General features: G+C 44.4%; 20 protein-coding genes. 10 read left to right on the top strand and 10 right to left on the bottom strand.

Annotated features, from left to right (window positions below; translation table 11 throughout):
• The first annotated feature begins 1 nt into the window (after nt 1).
• On the top strand, nt 2–736 hold the full coding sequence (locus tag A3712_RS11145) for a pseudouridine synthase (RefSeq protein WP_063523480.1): 735 nt from the start codon (nt 2–4) through the stop codon (nt 734–736).
• 36 nt (nt 737–772) lie between these two features.
• Nucleotides 773–1735 carry a D-2-hydroxyacid dehydrogenase gene (locus tag A3712_RS11140; RefSeq protein WP_063523479.1) on the top strand — a complete coding sequence of 321 codons (963 nt, stop codon included), beginning with the start codon at nt 773–775 and terminating at the stop codon, nt 1733–1735.
• Nucleotides 1736–1818: 83 nt separating this feature from the next.
• On the opposite strand, the gene A3712_RS11135 is transcribed toward A3712_RS11140, so the two are convergent.
• The 4 genes from A3712_RS11135 to argR form a co-directional block, all read right to left on the bottom strand.
• A complete protein-coding gene (locus A3712_RS11135) occupies nt 1819–2256 on the bottom strand; it encodes a universal stress protein (protein ID WP_063523478.1) in 438 nt (145 codons plus the stop codon).
• Nucleotides 2257–2360: 104 nt separating this feature from the next.
• A complete protein-coding gene (locus A3712_RS11130) occupies nt 2361–4940 on the bottom strand; it encodes a TRAP transporter permease (protein ID WP_063523477.1) in 2580 nt (859 codons plus the stop codon).
• A 254-nt stretch (nt 4941–5194) separates the two neighbouring features.
• The gene (locus A3712_RS11125) at nt 5195–6163 is read right to left on the bottom strand and encodes a TAXI family TRAP transporter solute-binding subunit (protein WP_004740828.1); all 969 of its coding nucleotides are present in this window, start codon (nt 6161–6163) and stop codon (nt 5195–5197) included.
• A gap of 343 nt (nt 6164–6506) precedes the next feature.
• Entirely contained in the window at nt 6507–6977 is a 471-nt protein-coding gene (gene argR / locus A3712_RS11120) for a transcriptional regulator ArgR (protein WP_004740827.1), read from the bottom strand.
• Between the two features lie 332 nt (nt 6978–7309).
• Here argR and mdh point away from each other — a divergent pair, with 332 nt between their 5' ends.
• Nucleotides 7310–8245 carry a malate dehydrogenase gene (gene mdh, locus A3712_RS11115; protein WP_004740826.1) on the top strand — a complete coding sequence of 312 codons (936 nt, stop codon included), beginning with the start codon at nt 7310–7312 and terminating at the stop codon, nt 8243–8245.
• 126 nt (nt 8246–8371) lie between these two features.
• On the top strand, nt 8372–8563 hold the full coding sequence (locus tag A3712_RS11110) for a hypothetical protein (RefSeq protein WP_063523476.1): 192 nt from the start codon (nt 8372–8374) through the stop codon (nt 8561–8563).
• A 96-nt stretch (nt 8564–8659) separates the two neighbouring features.
• On the opposite strand, the gene ispB is transcribed toward A3712_RS11110, so the two are convergent.
• Nucleotides 8660–9631 (bottom strand): octaprenyl diphosphate synthase, encoded by a 972-nt coding sequence (gene ispB / locus A3712_RS11105; RefSeq protein ID WP_063523475.1) that lies wholly within the window; start codon nt 9629–9631, stop codon nt 8660–8662.
• 267 nt (nt 9632–9898) lie between these two features.
• Between ispB and rplU the strand changes: the two genes are divergently transcribed.
• From rplU to folA, 6 genes are all read left to right on the top strand, one after another.
• Nucleotides 9899–10210, top strand: coding sequence for a 50S ribosomal protein L21 (gene rplU / locus A3712_RS11100; RefSeq protein WP_004740823.1), 312 nt, complete (start codon nt 9899–9901; stop codon nt 10208–10210).
• A 19-nt stretch (nt 10211–10229) separates the two neighbouring features.
• Nucleotides 10230–10487 (top strand): 50S ribosomal protein L27, encoded by a 258-nt coding sequence (gene rpmA, locus A3712_RS11095; RefSeq protein WP_004735905.1) that lies wholly within the window; start codon nt 10230–10232, stop codon nt 10485–10487.
• 266 nt (nt 10488–10753) lie between these two features.
• Nucleotides 10754–11926: an Obg family GTPase CgtA gene (gene cgtA / locus A3712_RS11090; protein WP_063523474.1), complete on the top strand. Its 1173-nt coding sequence runs from the start codon at nt 10754–10756 to the stop codon at nt 11924–11926.
• 123 nt (nt 11927–12049) lie between these two features.
• Complete coding sequence (locus A3712_RS11085) at nt 12050–12817, top strand: threonine/serine exporter family protein (protein ID WP_063523473.1); 768 nt, start codon at nt 12050–12052, stop codon at nt 12815–12817.
• Nucleotides 12817–13290, top strand: coding sequence for a threonine/serine exporter family protein (locus tag A3712_RS11080; protein ID WP_063523472.1), 474 nt, complete (start codon nt 12817–12819; stop codon nt 13288–13290). Before A3712_RS11085 ends, A3712_RS11080 begins: the two co-directional genes overlap by 1 nt.
• A gap of 39 nt (nt 13291–13329) precedes the next feature.
• Complete coding sequence (gene folA, locus A3712_RS11075) at nt 13330–13809, top strand: type 3 dihydrofolate reductase (RefSeq protein ID WP_063523471.1); 480 nt, start codon at nt 13330–13332, stop codon at nt 13807–13809.
• A 106-nt stretch (nt 13810–13915) separates the two neighbouring features.
• On the opposite strand, the gene apaH is transcribed toward folA, so the two are convergent.
• The 5 genes from apaH to surA form a co-directional block, all read right to left on the bottom strand.
• On the bottom strand, nt 13916–14719 hold the full coding sequence (gene apaH / locus A3712_RS11070; RefSeq protein WP_063523470.1) for a bis(5'-nucleosyl)-tetraphosphatase (symmetrical) ApaH: 804 nt from the start codon (nt 14717–14719) through the stop codon (nt 13916–13918).
• A 27-nt stretch (nt 14720–14746) separates the two neighbouring features.
• A complete protein-coding gene (gene apaG / locus A3712_RS11065) occupies nt 14747–15127 on the bottom strand; it encodes a Co2+/Mg2+ efflux protein ApaG (RefSeq protein WP_063523469.1) in 381 nt (126 codons plus the stop codon).
• Nucleotides 15128–15216: 89 nt separating this feature from the next.
• Nucleotides 15217–16032 carry a 16S rRNA (adenine(1518)-N(6)/adenine(1519)-N(6))-dimethyltransferase RsmA gene (rsmA, locus tag A3712_RS11060; protein WP_063523468.1) on the bottom strand — a complete coding sequence of 272 codons (816 nt, stop codon included), beginning with the start codon at nt 16030–16032 and terminating at the stop codon, nt 15217–15219.
• Nucleotides 16029–17018: a 4-hydroxythreonine-4-phosphate dehydrogenase PdxA gene (gene pdxA / locus A3712_RS11055; RefSeq protein ID WP_063523467.1), complete on the bottom strand. Its 990-nt coding sequence runs from the start codon at nt 17016–17018 to the stop codon at nt 16029–16031. The genes rsmA and pdxA overlap by 4 nt, the downstream gene beginning before the upstream one ends.
• Nucleotides 17008–18303 carry a peptidylprolyl isomerase SurA gene (surA, locus tag A3712_RS11050; protein ID WP_063523466.1) on the bottom strand — a complete coding sequence of 432 codons (1296 nt, stop codon included), beginning with the start codon at nt 18301–18303 and terminating at the stop codon, nt 17008–17010. The genes pdxA and surA overlap by 11 nt, the downstream gene beginning before the upstream one ends.
• Between the last annotated feature and the right edge of the window lie 34 nt (nt 18304–18337).

Genomic DNA, 18337 nt, shown 5'->3' with positions numbered 1-18337 from the left:
AATGGCGCTAGAGCAGTACACACCACCACGCGAACCTTGGATTGATATTATTTATCAAGATGGTGACATTCTGGTGGTGAATAAGCCTGCGGGCTTACTTTCAGTACCGGGTAGGTTGCCAGAGCATTACGACAGTATGTGGAGTCGTTTGGTAGATGAGTTCGCTGATATTCAAGTAGTTCACCGCTTGGATATGTCGACCTCAGGCTTGATGTTGTTGGCTAAGCATAAGCAGGCAGAGCGTCACTTGAAGAAGCAGTTCCAATACCGCCTGACACACAAACTGTATTACGCACGTGTATGGGGAGCGGTTGAACAAAAAGCAGGATTGATCGATCTGCCACTCATCTGTGATTGGCCAAATCGCCCTAAGCAGAAAGTCTGTTTTGAAGACGGCAAACCATCACAGACTCGTTATGTGGTAGAACAGCAAGAACTCCAAACGACTTTACTTAAGTTACTGCCAATTACCGGGCGTTCTCACCAATTGAGAGTACATTGCATGGAAATAGGTGCACCGATTGTGGGCGATGAGTTTTACGCAACACCAGAAGCATTTGAATATAGTGATAGGCTGGCTTTGCATGCGTGTGAGCTGAGCTTTTATCATCCAGCTAATAATCAGTTGTTTAAAGCCTTTGTTCCCTGTGACTTTTATCCTCAAGCATCCCCACAAATCGAACAGCACTTTGAAATTGCGCTTGAGCTTCCAGACTACAGTAAGCTAAAAGCTTAGAATGGACTGATTCATAGATCTAACCAAGGAAGAAGAATGCCAACGCTGAAAGTTGTGTTTCTCGATAGAGCGACTATCCCATCTCAAATTCATTTAAAGCCTTTTAGCTTTGAGCATGAATGGGTAGAGTATGATTTCACAGCTCCTGAGCAAGTATCGGAGCGAGTTGAAGGAGCTGATGTGGTGATCACTAACAAGGTAGTGCTCAATGAGTCGAATCTCGCTTGTGCGAAAAAACTCAAGTTGATCGCGGTTTCAGCGACCGGTGTCAATAATGTCGATGTGGAATACTGCAAATCTAAAAACATTGCAGTGACAAACGTGCAAGGCTACGCAACTCAATCGGTTCCTGAACATGTCATCGCAATGCTGTTTGCACTTAAACGAAACCTTGTTGGTTATCATAAAGATATTGAGGCGGGCGAGTGGCAAAAGGACAAGCAGTTCTGCTTCTTTACTCATCCGATTCAAGATGTGGCTGGCAGTACATTGGGTTTAATGGGCAGTGGCAGCTTAGGCCAAGCCACCGCAATGTTAGCTAAAGCAATTGGTATGAAGGTGATGTTTGCCGAGCGAAAAGGAGCAGATTCTTGTCGAGAAGGGTATCTGCCTTTTGATACGGTATTACAGCAAGCGGATGCGATCAGCCTGCATTGCCCTTTGACTGATGCGACCCAAAATCTGATTTCAGAGCGAGAGCTGAATATGATGAAAACGAGCGCGGTACTAATCAATACCGGACGTGGAGGTCTAGTAGATGAACAGGCCCTAGTTGAAGCTCTGAAGAATAATCAAATCGTTGGAGCGGGTATAGATGTGTTCGCTCAAGAGCCTGCTGACAACTCAAATCCACTGTTGGCTAATAGCCACTTACCGAACTTATTACTCACTCCACATGTGGCGTGGGGTAGCGACAGCTCGATTCAAAAACTGTCTGATATCTTAATGGATACCATTGATGGCTTTATCGCGGGTCGTCCACAAAACATAGTGAATTAACTTTAAAGCTATGTAGCATGAGTTAAAAACAAAAAGGTTGGCTTGTAGGTCAACCTTTTTAGATTGTGTGCCGATTAAATGACTTAACCTTGCGGTTTAACCACCAATACATTGATTGGTGAGTTCTGTACTACTTTACTTGCAACCGAGCCAAGTACCACTTTGTCGATTTTTGAACGCTTATGGCTAGGCATTACGATAAGGTCAGCGCCAAGCTTTTCTGCGAAATCAAGAATCGTCGCGTAGGTTTTACCCTCAGCAACATGAACCTTGTAAACCACTTCATCGTCGATGTGTTTGTCGGCGAACTCTTTAAGCTGATTTTTAACATCCAGCTTCATTTGGTTCGCTGCATCTTTCGGGAAGTAAGACGCCACCATCGACATGTGAATGCCCGGTAGTACGTTCAGAATGTGTATTTCAGCATTGCTGTGTTTTGCGTGCCATACCGCCAGTTCGACTGCCTTATCAGAAAAGCCTTTGTCATTAAGATCAACAGGAACAAGGATTTGTTTATACATGTATTCGTCTCTTTTTACTCAGTGCTAAGTAGTCACTTAGCACTGTAATTATCCTTTCCATGTAATAAAGCCAAATAGCGCTAAGCACTACTCAGCCTTATCCATTACGCGCTAATCTCATCCTTACGAGCACGTCTTCTTTGATTCATAGCTAAACCAATCAAAATGATCAGAGCTGGTAAGAATACCCACTCTTTCATTGGTCGATCTGCATCTTGGATAACGGATTTGATTTCCCAATCGAAATCAATACCAGCCGCTTCTGCAGGGCTACCGAACTCAACCATATCAACAATCATCTTGCCTTCTGATTCAGTCAGCATTAGACCCATAGAGGCTATGCGATCTTCACTTGAGGTCGCAGAATCTTCAAACGGCAGGCGAACTGTCTTTTCAGAATAGTCACCTTCTAAGTTTTCACCACCCACTCTAAGTTCAAGTGATTGTCCCACATCCAGCTTTTCCGTGATTTGAGCAATCTCAACTCCAGGTGAAAGAACTTTCTCTGGGTAAATCATGTCCCACCAGAAGCCAGGGCGGAAGAAAGTGAAGGTTAATGCAATAAGCAGCACTGTTTCCCACCACTTGTTCTTAGTGAACCACCAACCTTGTGTTGCAGCTGCGAAGATAAGTACCGCCGTCACAGATGAGAAGATAGTCAGTGCTAAGTGCCACCAAGAATCAATGCCCATCAGTAGTAGTTGGGTATTAAAGATGAACATGAACGGCAAGATTGCGGTACGGATATCGTAGGTGAAGCCTTGGATACCAGTACGAATTGGATCTGATTTCGCAATTGCCGCTGCTGCAAACGCTGCTAGACCTACCGGAGGTGTATCATCGGCAAGAATACCGAAGTAGAACACGAATAAGTGCACTGCAATCAGTGGAATGATAAGACCGTGTGCTGCACCTAGGGTCACAATTACAGGTGCCATCAGTGTCGATACAACGATGTAGTTTGCTGTAGTCGGTAAGCCCATACCCAAGATCAAGCTGATTACCGCAGTGAAGAGCAGCATAAGGATGATGCTACCACCTGAGATAAACTCAACGAAGTCAGTCATTACAAGACCGATGCCCGTTAGCGTTACTACCCCAACAACAGTACCAGCAGCTGCAGTCGCCACACCGATACCGATCATGTTACGTGCACCTGACACCAAGCTTTCAGCCAGATCAACGAAACCAGCTTTGGTTTGTTCTGCAAGATCGTTTGTTTTGTTCATCAGAGTCATCAAAGGACGCTGGGTGATCAAGATAAAGATCATGAACACTGTTGCCCAGAATGCAGATAAGCCAGGTGAGAAACGTTCAACCGTCAGACACCAAACTAGCACTACGATAGGCAGCAGGAAGTGTAAACCTGATTTAATCGTTGGACCTGGATCCGGAACTTCTTTTAGATCCGCATCAATCTCCATACCACCTTCAGCTGAGTATTTAGCAGAAACACGAACAAGAGCAACATAAGCGATCAGCAGAGCCACAGTAACGATTGGTGTTGCTGCTTCGCCAAATACATCTTTCGTCCAACCCACACCGTAGTAAACCGCGGCACTGATAACACATAGACCTAAAACAGTCCCAGTGAAAGAGAGTAGGCTTTGTACAATAGTTGGTGTGTGACGACGAGGTAAGCCAGTCATACCGGCTTTACATGCTTCTAAATGAACAATGTAAATCAGAGCGACGTAAGAGATCAGAGCTGGCAATAGAGCAGCTTTGATTACTTCGACATATGAGATACCTACATATTCCACCATCAGGAATGCCGCAGCCCCCATGATTGGTGGTGTAAGTTGACCATTGGTTGAAGCCGCAACCTCTACCGCGCCTGCTTTTGTACCGGGGAAGCCAACACGCTTCATCAGTGGAATAGTGAAGGTACCAGTGGTTACTACGTTAGCAATCGAAGAGCCGGAAACAAGTCCAGATAAACCAGATGCTACAACAGCTGCTTTCGCAGGGCCGCCTTTCATGTGACCAAGCAGTGAGAATGCGACTTTGATGAAGTAGGCTCCAGCACCCGCACGTTCAAGCATTGCACCAAACAATACAAACAAGAAGACGAATGACGTTGAAACACCCAGAGCGACACCGAATACACCTTCTGTTGTTAGCCACAAGTGCGACATTGCCTTGTTCAGGCTCGCACCTTTGTGGGCGATAACGTCTGGCATGTGTGGACCACCAAAGGTGTAAAGTAGGAACACTGCTGCCACAACCATAAGAGGTGGACCTAAAGCGCGTCGTGTTGCTTCAAGCAGTAGAACCATACCAAATACAGCAGCAACGATATCGAATGTTGTTGGCGCACCTGAGCGGCCAGCAAGTTCTGTATAGAAAATATAGATATAAGAAGCTGAAAAACTACCTGCAAGCGCTAATATCCAGTCGACTGCTGGGATGTAGTCCCGTGGCGAGTTCTTCATTGCTGGATAAGCGGTAAAAGCAAGGAAAATAGCAAAGGTAAGGTGAATTGCTCGAGCTTCGGTGTCGTTTAAAATCCCGAAGTTAAAAATGAACGGCAGCGGAGATGCATACCAAAGTTGGAACAGTGACCAACATAGAGGCACAAACCATAAAATACGGCCTTGGATACCGCGAGGGCTACGCGCACCAGTGTCTGATTGTGCCACCATTTCTTGCACATCTGGAGACGGTGATGTTGTCTGCGTCATGTACTTTATCCTTATTATTGATGGTCTGCCTTTCTTACGAACAACGAGACGTTATTTCTTTCCTATCTAGTGTAGTGAATGGATAGGGAAATGCGTTTTTTGTTCGTCTTTGTCTTAGGCTTGATACGAAGGTAAGTTCGTCAAATTGGAGAAACTTAAAGGTTTGCTCTTTTCACTTAAGTTATTTTTATAAAACGTGAAAAGCCAATAAGGAGGGCTAGCCTCCTTATTGGTGTAGTAGGCTTAAAGTAGAGTTACTTTAGAAGGCCCACTTCTTTGTAGTATTTTTCTGCACCTGGGTGTAGAGGGATAGAGATACCTGCTTTCACCATGTCTTCTTTCTTCAGGTTTGCAAATGCTGGGTGTAGGCGTTTGAAAGTGTCAAAGTTTTCAAATACTGCCTTAGCAACGTTGTATGCTACTTCATCAGAAACGTCAGAAGTGGTTACCATAGTTGCTGCAACACCGAAGCTGTTTACATCAGCATCTGTACCACGGTACATGCCTGCAGGAACTGTGCTGTATGCGTAGTATGGGTTTTCAGCTACGATTTTGTCGATCTGTGGACCTGTTGCTGAAACCAGTTTTGCATCACAAGATGTTGTTGCTTCTTTGATTGATCCGTTTGGGTGACCAACCATGTAGATGAATGCGTCAATCTTGTTATCACAAAGTGCTTGTGAACGCTCAGAACCTTTAAGCTCAGAAGCTAGCTTGAAGCTGTCATTTGTCCAACCCATAGCGTCCATTACAACGCCCATAGTTGCGCGGTCACCTGAACCTGGGTTACCAATGTTTACACGCTTACCAGCAAGGTCAGCAACATTGTTGATGCCAGAATCGGTACGAGCGATGATGTTAAATGGTTCTGTATGTAGAGAGAACATCGCGCGAAGTTTCTTGTATTCGCCCTGATCCTTGAACTTACTTGTACCGTTGTAGCCATGGTATTGCCAGTCAGACTGAACAACACCGAAATCTAGTTCACCAGCACGGATGGTGTTAACGTTGTAGATTGAACCGCCAGTAGACTCTACAGAACAACGAATGTTGTGGTCTTTGCGGCCTTTGTTCACTAGTTTACAAATTGCACCACCAGTTGGGTAGTAAACCCCCGTTACTGAACCAGTACCAATTGTTATGAACTCTTGAGCGTTAACAGCGCCAGCGCCCATTACAGCAGCTGCAATAGCACCAACTTTGATAAGTTTGGTAAATGCCATGAATTTCCCTTCCTTTATTCATTATTAACCCAGAAACAAGTGTAGTTGTTTCTGGAGTTTCCTATTTGGAAACGGCACCTTTTTCAATCCATGTGATGAAAAAGTGTCTGAATAATATCAAAAATTGGCAGAAAATTACTAGAATGTTAAAAGATATAGCTAAAAAATCTAACAAATGATGCTTGGATCTTGTGTTTAATTCACTACTGAGTTTTTTAAAATCAATGATTTAGTGTTGCTGTGTGGGAGTGGGGGGAGATATTCTAGGATGTGAGTTGGATCACGAAGCAAATAGATATTCGTGATCCATTTATACGGTTGATAATTATGAAACTATGAGCAATTATCCTGCGTATTCAAATAGCTCACAGACTGAGTCAAACAGCTGCTTTGTCGTAACGGATAACGTAGGAGTAATGAAGATCGTATCATCACCTGCGACTACGCCCAGTATGCCCTCCGACTTACCCAACGAGTCTAGTAGGCGAGCAATCAGTTGTGCAGCGCCAGGGCCTGTGTGTATCACAACTAACGCATTGTTATGGTCAATATCTAGGACAAGTTCTCTTAAAGAGCTCGAAACCGTTGGAACCCCCAGTTCTGCAGGAAGACAGTAAACCATCTCCATTTTTGCGTTACGAGTTCGAACCGCGCCAAACTTAGTTAACATACGCGAGACTTTGGACTGGTTGATGCTTTCAAAGCCTTCATGCTTCAAGGCATCAACAATTTCGCCTTGTGAACCAAAACGTTCTTCTTTTAGTAGCGCTTTAAAAGCACGAACCAAGTTGTCTTGTTTTTCTGTATTGCGCATATGCCATTCTTATTCATTAACAAAGATATTTGCATATTCTCGCATACATATTCAATTTTAGCCAAAACAACCCGGTAATTTGTTAGTCATATCACTGTAAATATTTAATAGAATAATGTGCTATTTGCGACGACTTGTTTTGTTATTTCAGTCGATTATCGCCATAATGCGAACTTGCTGTGTAGCACGATTTTACTGACTTGCGCGAAGTCGCAAAGCTGGCGTTAATTGATTGTAATCACTTTGTGATTAATATAGTTTTTTAACTTTAAATTAGCTCAAGAATTACCCTACCAAGAATCTATAAGAGAAAGCTCTCAAGGAGAATAACAATGAAAGTAGCTGTTATTGGTGCCGCTGGTGGCATCGGTCAAGCCCTAGCCCTACTACTTAAGAATCGCCTGCCTGCAGGTTCAGATCTTGCACTTTACGACATCGCACCGGTAACTCCGGGTGTTGCTGCCGATCTTAGCCATATCCCAACACCTGTTTCGATCAAAGGTTACGCGGGTGAAGATCCAACACCTGCACTAGAAGGTGCGGATGTTGTACTTATCTCTGCGGGCGTTGCTCGTAAGCCTGGTATGGATCGTGCGGATCTTTTCAATGTGAATGCTGGCATTGTTAAGTCTCTTGCAGAGAAGATTGCGGTTGTATGTCCAAAAGCTTGTGTTGGTATCATTACTAACCCGGTAAACACTACAGTACCGATCGCTGCTGAAGTGCTTAAGAAAGCGGGAGTATACGATAAGCGTCGTTTATTTGGTGTTACTACTCTGGATGTGATTCGTTCTGAAACTTTTGTTGCTGAGCTAAAAGACAAAGATCCAGGTGACATTCGCGTTCCTGTTATCGGTGGCCACTCTGGTGTGACTATTCTTCCTCTTCTTTCTCAAGTCGAAGGTGTAGAGTTCACTGATGAAGAAATCGCAGCACTAACGACTCGTATCCAAAATGCAGGTACTGAAGTTGTAGAAGCGAAAGCGGGCGGCGGTAGTGCAACACTATCTATGGGCCAAGCAGCTTGTCGTTTCGGTCTTGCTCTAGTGAAAGCACTACAAGGTGAAGAGAACGTAATCGAGTGTGCATACGTTGAAGGTGAAGGCGAGCACGCCCCATTCTTCGCTCAACCAGTTAAGCTGGGTAAAGAGGGCGCAGAAGCTATCCTTAGCTACGGTGAATTGAGCGATTTCGAACGCAATGCTCTAGACAGCATGCTTGAAACGCTAAATGGCGATATCGAGATTGGTGTTGAATTCGCTAAGTAAGCGAGACACGACTCATTTAGCCAAATAGATATAACAAAAGCCGGCCTCATAGGTCGGCTTTTTTGATCTTTTCATCTCAATGTGCGTATTAACATGGTGTCAATTCACTTTGTGAAGGAAAAGATGATGGAAGCAAATCGAATTCGTAAAGGTCTAGTAGTAGAGTGTCAGCAAGGAGTGGGAACTATCTTGGTAGTTGACCAAGAAGCTGAAACGGTGTTGTTGGCTAAGCAGGGCTCGGAAGAGCAATTAGCGGTAAGCTTTGATGAGATCGAAGATAATCCTCAACTACATGGAAATTGTGACAAGTACTATTAGTTTGAACATTCATCCATTCGGCTATCGACAAATAATAGACAACAAAAAGGAAGAGCTCAGCTCTTCCTTTTTGCTCTAGGGTATTTCTATTCAGTCTTAGCGAGTTCGCTTCACTGCCATGTGAGCAAGAGTAACCAACGCTTGCTTATCATCGGATTCAGGTAGTACAGTCAGTTCAGCAATCGCCTTATCAGCTTCTTCGTAAGCTTTGTTGGTGGTGTACTCTAACGAACCTGTCTCTTCCATAGCGGCAAGAATATCGTTGAGCTTGTCCATACCGTTGGCTTTTTCAATCGCTTCACGAATCATACTTGCTTGCTCAGGAGAACCATTGTGCATAGCGTATAGAAGAGGCAAGGTCGGTTTGCCTTCTGCTAGGTCGTCACCAACGTTCTTACCCATCTCTTTACCATCTGCGGTGTAATCCATAACATCATCAATCAGCTGGAATGCAGTACCTAGGTATTTACCATAGTTTTGCATTGCCGTTTCGATCTCTGGTGACGACTCAGTCAGAATTGCGCCAATTTGAGTTGCGGCTTCAAACAAGCGAGCTGTCTTCGAGTAGATAACTTGCATGTAGCTTTCTTCAGTGGTGTCTGGGTTGTTGCAGTTCATTAATTGTTGAACTTCACCCTCAGCAATCACATTTACCGCTTCACTCATTAACTCGAGGATCTTTAAAGATCCTAGTGTAGTCATCATTTGGAATGAGCGTGTGTAAATAAAGTCACCAACCAAAACACTGGCAGCATTACCAAAGGCTGCGTTGGCGGTTGCTTTACCACGTCTCATGTCTGATTCGTCGACAACATCGTCATGAAGCAGAGTCGCAGTATGAATAAACTCAATAAAGGCTGCAGAGGTAATATGCGCTTCACCTTGATAACCAAGAGCGCGAGCAGATAAAAGAGTAAGCAAAGGACGCAGGCGTTTACCACCGCCGCTAACGATATAAAAACCAAGCTGGTTGATTAAACTTACGTCAGAATTAAGTTGGGCTTGAATTGTTTCATTCACTTTTGCCATATCATTGGCAGTAAGCGTTTGGATAGCTTTAAAATCCATTGTTCATCCGGCTGAGGTTAGACCCTGTAAGGTTTATACGTTGTATTAATTGTTGAATAATACACTAAAAAACGTTGATTAATACATCGCTTAAGGGCATGATTGCCGCACTTTTCTTTGGCGAACAGGTTTTCGCCAATTTTTTAAAAATATGGCTTGTCATAGCGCCATGATTCCCGTAGAATCTGCGCCCTATTGATTAGTTTAGCGCACACCCGAGTTGTACAAATAACAACCATAGGCTGTGCGGAAAAAGCGGAGTAAAATATGTACGCTGTTTTCCAATCTGGTGGCAAACAACACCGAGTAAGCGAAGGTCAAACTCTTCGTTTAGAGAAATTAGACGTTGAAACTGGTGCAACTGTAGAATTTGATAAAGTTCTTCTTGTTGCCAACGGCGAAGAAATCGCTGTTGGTGCACCTCTTGTTGAAGGTGGTAAGGTTACTGCGGAAGTAGTACAACACGGTCGTGGCGATAAAGTAAAAATCGTTAAGTTCCGTCGTCGTAAGCACTCTCGTAAGCAAGCTGGTCACCGTCAGTGGTTCACAGAAGTGAAAATCACTGGCATTAACGCTTAAGTATTAGGAGAGTTTAACAATGGCACATAAAAAAGCTGGCGGTTCTACTAATAACGGCCGCGATTCAGAAAGCAAACGTCTTGGTGTTAAGCGTTTCGGTGGCGAATCTGTTCTTGCAGGTAACATCATCGTACGTCAACGTGGTACTAAGTTCCACGCTGGCACAAACGTTGGCATCGGTAAAGACCACACTCTTTTCGCTCTTACTGAAGGTAAAGTGAAATTTGCTGTTAAAGGTCCTAAAAACCGTAAGTTCGTAAGCATCGAAGCTGAGTAATTTAATCTTTAGTTAGATTATATTTATAGCTTTAAAGCTGAATTCAAAAGCCCTGCCGATTCGGCAGGGTTTTTTATTTATAACGAGAATAAAAAAGTAGACGCTCTTGTTTAAGCTTTAACAAGTCCTAAGCAAAGAACCTCTCCTTATTTGTTCCTTGGTTGCAGGTCGGCCTAGATCTTAGGTGATCGATCTAAACTCGGATCTGCTAGAATTTATATCACTCCTTGATGAGTGGTAACGCAACGTAAGTGCGGAGTTGAAAAATGAAATTCGTTGATGAAGCGGTAGTAAAAATAGAAGCCGGTGATGGCGGTAATGGTACAGTGAGCTTTTGGCGCGAAAAGTTCGTCGCTAAAGGTGGTCCTGATGGCGGTGACGGCGGTGATGGCGGTGATGTTTACATCCAAGCTGATGAAAACTTAAATACACTGATCGATTACCGTTTCCAACGTTTTTACAGCGCAGAGCGTGGTGAAAACGGTCGCGGTGGTAACTGTACTGGTAAACGTGGTAAAGACATCACGTTAAAAGTGCCTGTAGGTACTCGTGCTGTTGATATCCATACTAATGAAATCGTTGCTGAAGTTGCTGAACACGGCAAGAAGGTAATGGTTGGTAAAGGTGGTTGGCACGGTCTTGGTAACACACGTTTTAAATCGTCTGTTAACCGCGCTCCTCGTCAAAAGACAATGGGTACTAAAGGTGAAGTTCGTGAACTGCGTTTAGAGCTTCTTCTACTTGCTGACGTTGGTATGCTTGGTTTACCAAATGCAGGTAAGTCTACCTTTATCCGCTCTGTTTCTGCAGCGAAACCAAAAGTAGCTGACTACCCGTTTACAACCTTGATCCCAAGTTTGGGTGTGGTGAGCGTGGTTCCTGAGAAGAGCTTTGTTGTTGCCGATATCCCGGGTCTAATCGAAGGCGCTGCTGATGGCGCTGGTCTTGGTATCCGCTTCTTGAAACACCTTGAGCGTTGTCGTGTTCTTCTACACATGATCGATATCATGCCGATCGACGGTTCTGATCCTATTCAGAATGCATTAACGATCATTGATGAGCTTGAGCAGTACAGTGAAAAAGTGGCACAAAAACCTCGTTGGTTAGTGTTCAACAAAGTTGACCTAATGCCAGAAGAAGAAGCAGACGAAAAGATTCAAGAAATCATCGATGCTTTAGGTTGGGAAGACGAGTACTTCAAGATCTCTGCAGTGAACAAGCTAGGCACTAAAGAGCTCTGCTACAAACTTGGTGAGTTCATGGAGAACCTACCACGTGAAGTGGAAGAAGTTGCAGAAGAAGAAAAAGTCGACTTTATGTGGGATGACTACCATAAAGATGCAATGAGCGGCAAAAATGTCGTTACCGAAGATGATGACGATTGGGATGATTGGGACGATGAAGAAGATGACGGTCATGTTATCTACGTTCGTGACTAATTGAGCCTATTAGATAAAAACCGCAATTAATATTGCGGTTTTTTTGTATCTAAATCATGAACAGAGTTTTATTGTTAAGGCAAAATTTACCTCTTAAGTATTAGCGCCAATGGGAAGGAAATCATGGCATCAAAACAAAGAGCGATCTCAAGGCTCGTTGCTCAGTCAGGGCAAATGCTATTAGCGCACGGCGCGGAAAGCACTTTAGTTGGCGACATCATGCGCCGTATTGGTATTGCTTGTGGAGTTGATGAGGTAGAGGTTGCGCTGTCTGCTAATGCGCTTGTTGTGACGACAGTAATGAATGATCACTGTATTACGACCACGCGAAGCTGCGCAGATCGTGGTATCAACATGCAAGTGATCACCGACATTCAGCGAGTGTGTATCATGATGGAGAAAGGGATCCTCGATTATGGACTCGCGTATAAAAAGATCCAAAATATCAGTCCTGAGCGTTACAACCGTTGGTTAGTCGTTGTGATGATAGGCCTATCTTGTGCTTCTTTTAGTCGACTTGCTGGCGGTGATTGGCAGGTGTTCATGATGACCTTTATTGCTTCTGCCTGTGGCATGATCGTCAGGCAAGAGATTGGTCATCGCCATTTTAATCCACTGTTAAACTTTGCGATCACAGCTTTTGTTACCACGACTATCTCTGCCCAAGCAGTCCTCTACACTATTGGTGGCCAGCCAACCATCGTAATGGCTTCATCGGTATTGATGCTCGTACCTGGTTTCCCACTGATTAATTCAGTTGCAGACATGCTCAAAGGTCACATCAATATGGGGTTGGCTCGCTTTACCATGGCAAGCTTACTTACTTTGGCGACTAGCTTAGGCATTGTTGCTGCGATGAGCCTATCTGGTGTTTGGGGTTGGGCGAGCTAATGAGGATCTTCGAACTGTTTTTAGGCTTACTCAACGATATGTTTTTCGCAGCGATTCCGGCTGTTGGATTCGCATTGGTGTTTAACGTTCCGCAACGCGCTTTAATTTATTGTGCACTCGGCGGCTCTATCGGTCACGGTAGCCGTTATTTGATGATGCACTTTGGGATTCCAATTGAATGGGCAACCTTCTTCGCCGCGACAGTGGTTGGTCTCATAGGTGTGCATTGGTCTCATAAGCTGTTGGCTCATCCCAAGGTATTTACAGTCGCGGCTCTGATTCCTATGGTGCCGGGTGTATTTGCCTTCAAGGCAATGATTGCCATGGTTGAGATTAATAGGGCAGGGTATAGTCCCGAACTTCTAGCGATGTTGATGGAGAATTTTTTGAAATCGATGTTCATTATCGCTGGGCTAGCGGTTGGCTTAGCTGTACCTGGGCTGTTATTCTACCGACGCAGACCTATCGTCTAGCATCAACTTTCTCTCAGTTAAGGACAGGACTTTCGATTTATGATCATCAGTATGATTGCAGCAATGGCCAATAACCGTGTAATAGGTAAAGATAATCAGATGCCTTGGCACTTGCCTGAGGACTTTGCATGGTTCAAACGCTCAACGATGGGTAAACCTGTAGTCATGGGCCGTAAAACCTATGATTCGATCGGTCGCCCTTTACCTGGCCGATTGAACGTTGTGATTAGCCGTGATGCGAACTTGGAAATTGAAGGTGTGACAACGGTTACCTCAATTGAAAAAGCTCTGGAGTTAGTCAGTGATGTTGAAGAGGTGATGATCATCGGTGGTGGTTCAATCTATGAAAGCTGCCTACCTAAAGCTGACAAGCTGTACCTGACTTATATCGATTTTGACGTTGATGGTGATACTCAATTCCCAGATTGGGGAGAAGGTTGGAAGCAGAGCTTTAGCGATACCTATCAAGCGGATGAGAAAAACAAACACAATATGGAGTTTGTGATCCTCGAACGCTAGGGTCTAAAGTTTAAAAACGCTTGCGCTGCTAAATCAGTAGCGCAAGCTTCAAAATATCTCGTATCTCGTATCTCGTATCTCGTATCTCGTATCTCGTATCTCGTTTTTATAACGCTTTTTGAGTAAAAAACTGTTTGTCTTCCCAGCGAAGTGCCGTTAGCTCCCCTCCCCAAACGCATCCAGTATCTAGTCCTATGACATCTTTACCTTGATAGCCTTCAAGTGCAGCCCAGTGACCAAAAATAACCGTTTTATCGAGCTTAATACGTTGTGGAAGGTCAAACCATGGCACTAATGGTTCATTAGTAATTTCACTTGGTGGTAGTTTGCATGCCATATCAAGCCGAGCATCGGTAAAGCAGAAACGCATTCTAGTAAGGCTGTTGATCGCATAGCGATACCGTTCAATACTGCGTAAATTCACGTCCCATAGATCAGGTGTATTGCTATACATATTTTCGATGAGCCACTGCCACTTGTCTGATTGTAATAGGGCGACGACTGCTTGATTCTCTATGCGAGCTTGTTCAAGGCCCCATTGTGGTGAAATACCTGCATGAGACACTATGAACTCAGGGTGTTCTTGAATTAACGGTTGATGCCTCAACCATTCGAGTAGTGGCTCACGGTCTTCAGCATCAATTATAGCTTGCGTCCTATCTTTAGGCTTTGCTGGAAACAATCCTAGAGATACCGCGAGCAGGTGTAGGTCGTGATTGCCCAATACCACCTTTGCCGAGTCACCTAAACCACGAATAAAGCGAAGTGTTTCTAGAGACTTAGGGCCTCGGGCTACTAAGTCTCCAGCGACCCACAAGGTATCGTGTTGTTGATTAAAGTTGATGGTTTCGAGCAATAACTGAAGTTCGTCGAAGCACCCTTGGATGTCTCCGACAATATAATTAGACACAGTATTTTCCTATTGCTGCAAAGGTAGTTAGTTAAGGATGTAAGGGATAGCGAGTCTGAATGGGTCGACTTCGGCAATAAAATCGATGCCCTTATGATCGGTCATCACATAGTGACCCTGCATGACGCCCACAGGTGTTTCGATAACCGTACCACTGGTGTAAGTGTATTCGTCGTTGGATTCGATAATCGGTTGCTGACCAACCACACCATCGCCTTCAATCGTCAGTTGCTTGCCGTTAGAGTCGGTTATTAACCAGCGACGTGACATGAGTTGAACCGTACTTTTACTTAAGTTTTTGATAGTAATGATATAGGCGAAGACATAACGATTCTTCGTAGGCTCAGACTGCTCCTCTATGTACTTAGAGTGAACTTGGCATTTGATACAAGGCGTAGATATATCCATATTCGCACCTTTTGTTGTTGATATACTTAATGTAATTAAAGTATTACATAAAAAAGGCTCCTAACCGAAGTGTAGGAGCCTTTTTTATTTTATTTGTCAGCGTTGTGGTTGTCGTGCAACCAGTTCGCCATATCGACAAACTGTTCGAGTGTTAGGTTCTCAGGACGCATGCTTGGGTTGATTCCAAGCTCTTCTAGTACGTCCTTATCAATCAGACTCTTGTAGCAGTTACGAACTGTCTTACGACGTTGGTTAAAGCCTTCACGACATACGCGATCTAGCCATTTTAGGTCTTTAGCCGGGTAAGGCAGCACTTCGTATGGCTGAAGACGCACAACTGCAGAGTCTACCTTCGGTGGTGGAACGAAAGCCGTTGGTGGCACTTCTAGTACAGGTGTGACTTTACAGTAGTATTGAGCCATTACCGTCAGACGACCGTATGCTTTGCTACCAGGACCTGCAGCTAGGCGGTTGACCACTTCTTTTTGTAGCATAAAGTGCATGTCTTTGATGTCTTTATGGAATTCAAAAAGGTGGAACATCAGCGGCGTCGAGATGTTGTAAGGCAAGTTACCAAAGATGCGAAGCTTGTTGTTTGGTTTAACAAGTTGCTCGAAGTCGAACTTCATCGCATCACCTTCGTGGATCGTCAGCTTATCAGCTAGATCCGGGTGGTTACGAAGACGTTCTGCAAGGTCTCTATCCAATTCGATAACAGTAAATTTATCGACAAGCTTACCTACCGGTTCAGTAATTGCGCCAAGGCCTGGACCAATTTCTACTAGGTTTTGACCTGGTAGTGGGTTAATGCTCGATACGATGCCATCAATAATGTATGGATCGTTAAGGAAGTTTTGACCAAAACGTTTACGCGCTTTGTGTCCTAAGTGGACATCATTTCTCATTGCTTTTTCTCTACTAATTCAATGGCGTGCGTGAGCGCTGTTCTAAAGCTCCCTGTATCGGCTTGGCCTTTCCCGGCCAAGTCTAAGGCGGTACCGTGGTCGACTGATGTACGAAGAAACGGCAAGCCAAGCGTGATGTTCACTGAGCGACCAAACCCTTTGTATTTCAATACCGGAAGTACTTGGTCGTGATACATACCTAAAACAGCATCTGCATCTTGCAAATATTTTTCATTAAAGATGGTATCTGCTGGCAAAGGGCCAACCAAATTAATCCCATCTTTTTGACGAATTTTTTCTAGCGTGGGGGTGATAGTTTCGATCTCTTCACGCCCTAAACAACCATCTTCACCGGCATGTGGATTCAAACCACATACGTAGATAGTTGGTTTCTCAATCGCAAATTTTCCGACCAAATCTTTATTTAGAATCGCAATGATTTGCTCTAATCTGTCTTCAGTCACTGCTTGAGATACATCAGCTAGTGGGATATGTGTTGTTACTAATGCAACACGCAGCCCTTCTGTTGCCAACATCATTACCACAAGTGGCGTGTTGGACTTCTCTGCAAAGAACTCGGTATGGCCGCTAAAAGCAACGCCAGCTCGGTTAATTACACCCTTGTGGACAGGGCCGGTGACAATAGCATCAAATTCATCATTCATACAGCCAATTGCTGCGGTTTCTAAAGTATTTAATACGTAATGACCATTAGCTTCGTTAAGTTGGCCTGCAACAGCGCTTTCAGCAAGTGGAATGTGTTTCACAACCAGTGTGCCAGAGCGTTGCTGCTGCTTTGGTGCAGCAGCGTCGTAATCTAACAACTCTACTTCAATACCCAGCAGTTCAGCACGTTCAGCCAGTAGGTTTTTATCTGCACAAACCACAAGTTGGTGAGGCCAGCTTTCTTGGGATAGAGCCAGGGTTAAATCCGGGCCTATCCCGGCTGGTTCACCAGCAGTAATGACAATACGTTTAGTTGTCATCTTGGTCATCCTCAACCATTTCAACAAAGGCACTCGCTCGTACTTCTTGCAGCCAAGCTCCAGCTTCTTCGTTGAACTTGCGGTTAAATAAAATTTGGTAAGCTTTGTTTTTCAACGCTGAATCAGTACGGTCGACTTCGCGACGGTCCAGTACTTCGACAATGTGCCAGCCGTGAACGGTTTTAAATGGCGCACTGATTTTGCCTTCCGGTAATGTTTCTACTTGGTGTTTGAATTCAGGTACGTACAAATCCGGTGTTTGGTAGCCTAGTTCACCATCCTGAACGGCTGAGCCCGGGTCTTGGCTGTATTGCTGAGCCATATCTCCAAAGCTTGCTTCGCCTGCATTTACACGACGAGTGATCTCTTCAAGCTGCTCTTTAGCACCATCATCACTTAAGATTACGGTTGGTTTTATCAGGATATGACGAGCATTCACTTCAGTAATTGCTACGGTTTCCAAGCCTTTCACATCTTCAATTTTTAGAATGTGGAAGCCGACACCGCTGCGGAAAGGGCCAATGATGCTGCCTTTATTTTGCATTTTTATTTGGTCTGCAAAGATAGTTGGCATCTCTTCTTTACGCATCCAACCCCAATCACCACCTTGTAGGGCTTTAGGGCCTTTAGAATAAGTATAAGCCATGGTGCTGAAGTCTTTACCAGAGTTAAGCTCTTCTACAAGCTCTTTGGCTTGAGCTTCTAGCTCTTCTTTGGTTTGGTCATCGCTGAAACGAAGTTGAATGTGCCCAATCTTGTATTGGACTGTCGCATTCGTTTCTTGAGCCAAGATATCCGCTAGGTTGTCTACTTCTGCTGGAAGGATGTTGATACGGCGACGAACAAGCGCGTTACGCGCTTCGCTTGCCGCGATCTCTTTTCTGACTTGCTCACGGAATGCGTTGTAGCTCAGGCCTTCTTCTGCAACTGAAGCAGTGAGTTGCTCTACTGTTTGGTTGTTGTCTTTGGCGATGCCTTCAATCGCTTGATCAAGTCGAGCATCATCAATACGAACACCGATACGCTCTGCTTCTTGAGTTTGGATGGTATCGATAATCAGCTTTTCAAGTACTTGCTCATCAAGCACGTCTTGAGAGGGTAATGTCTGGCCGCTTTTCTTCGCGTTTGCTCGTAGAGTTTTCATCGACGTATCGATGTCGCTCTGCAAGATCACGCCTTCGTTAACGATCACTCTTACGCTATCGAGCTCAACTGGCGCAGCAAAGCTTGTTGATACAGTGCAAGCTGCTGCGATAGCGACTAGTGTGTGTTTCCACAATTTCATGTGTAATCCTTTGAATTTACCGATGTTTTATCAA

This window comes from Vibrio sp. HI00D65 (assembly GCF_001635455.1).
In the GTDB taxonomy this organism is placed as follows: Bacteria; Pseudomonadota; Gammaproteobacteria; order Enterobacterales; family Vibrionaceae; genus Vibrio.
This window is presented reverse-complemented; position numbering and strand designations above follow the sequence as displayed.

Coding starts and splice junctions, on each gene's coding strand:
- rpmA (WP_004735905.1), top strand. CDS start 10,230: ATGGCACATAAAAAAGCTGGCGGTTCTACTAATAACGGCCGCGATTCA.
- A3712_RS11085 (WP_063523473.1), top strand. CDS start 12,050: ATGGCATCAAAACAAAGAGCGATCTCAAGGCTCGTTGCTCAGTCAGGG.
- A3712_RS11140 (WP_063523479.1), top strand. CDS start 773: ATGCCAACGCTGAAAGTTGTGTTTCTCGATAGAGCGACTATCCCATCT.
- rsmA (WP_063523468.1), bottom strand. CDS start 16,032: ATGAGAAATGATGTCCACTTAGGACACAAAGCGCGTAAACGTTTTGGT.
- pdxA (WP_063523467.1), bottom strand. CDS start 17,018: ATGACAACTAAACGTATTGTCATTACTGCTGGTGAACCAGCCGGGATA.
- mdh (WP_004740826.1), top strand. CDS start 7,310: ATGAAAGTAGCTGTTATTGGTGCCGCTGGTGGCATCGGTCAAGCCCTA.
- ispB (WP_063523475.1), bottom strand. CDS start 9,631: ATGGATTTTAAAGCTATCCAAACGCTTACTGCCAATGATATGGCAAAA.
- folA (WP_063523471.1), top strand. CDS start 13,330: ATGATCATCAGTATGATTGCAGCAATGGCCAATAACCGTGTAATAGGT.
- apaG (WP_063523469.1), bottom strand. CDS start 15,127: ATGGATATATCTACGCCTTGTATCAAATGCCAAGTTCACTCTAAGTAC.
- rplU (WP_004740823.1), top strand. CDS start 9,899: ATGTACGCTGTTTTCCAATCTGGTGGCAAACAACACCGAGTAAGCGAA.
- A3712_RS11080 (WP_063523472.1), top strand. CDS start 12,817: ATGAGGATCTTCGAACTGTTTTTAGGCTTACTCAACGATATGTTTTTC.
- A3712_RS11130 (WP_063523477.1), bottom strand. CDS start 4,940: ATGACGCAGACAACATCACCGTCTCCAGATGTGCAAGAAATGGTGGCA.
- A3712_RS11145 (WP_063523480.1), top strand. CDS start 2: ATGGCGCTAGAGCAGTACACACCACCACGCGAACCTTGGATTGATATT.
- cgtA (WP_063523474.1), top strand. CDS start 10,754: ATGAAATTCGTTGATGAAGCGGTAGTAAAAATAGAAGCCGGTGATGGC.
- A3712_RS11110 (WP_063523476.1), top strand. CDS start 8,372: ATGGAAGCAAATCGAATTCGTAAAGGTCTAGTAGTAGAGTGTCAGCAA.
- A3712_RS11125 (WP_004740828.1), bottom strand. CDS start 6,163: ATGGCATTTACCAAACTTATCAAAGTTGGTGCTATTGCAGCTGCTGTA.
- A3712_RS11135 (WP_063523478.1), bottom strand. CDS start 2,256: ATGTATAAACAAATCCTTGTTCCTGTTGATCTTAATGACAAAGGCTTT.
- argR (WP_004740827.1), bottom strand. CDS start 6,977: ATGCGCAATACAGAAAAACAAGACAACTTGGTTCGTGCTTTTAAAGCG.
- surA (WP_063523466.1), bottom strand. CDS start 18,303: ATGAAATTGTGGAAACACACACTAGTCGCTATCGCAGCAGCTTGCACT.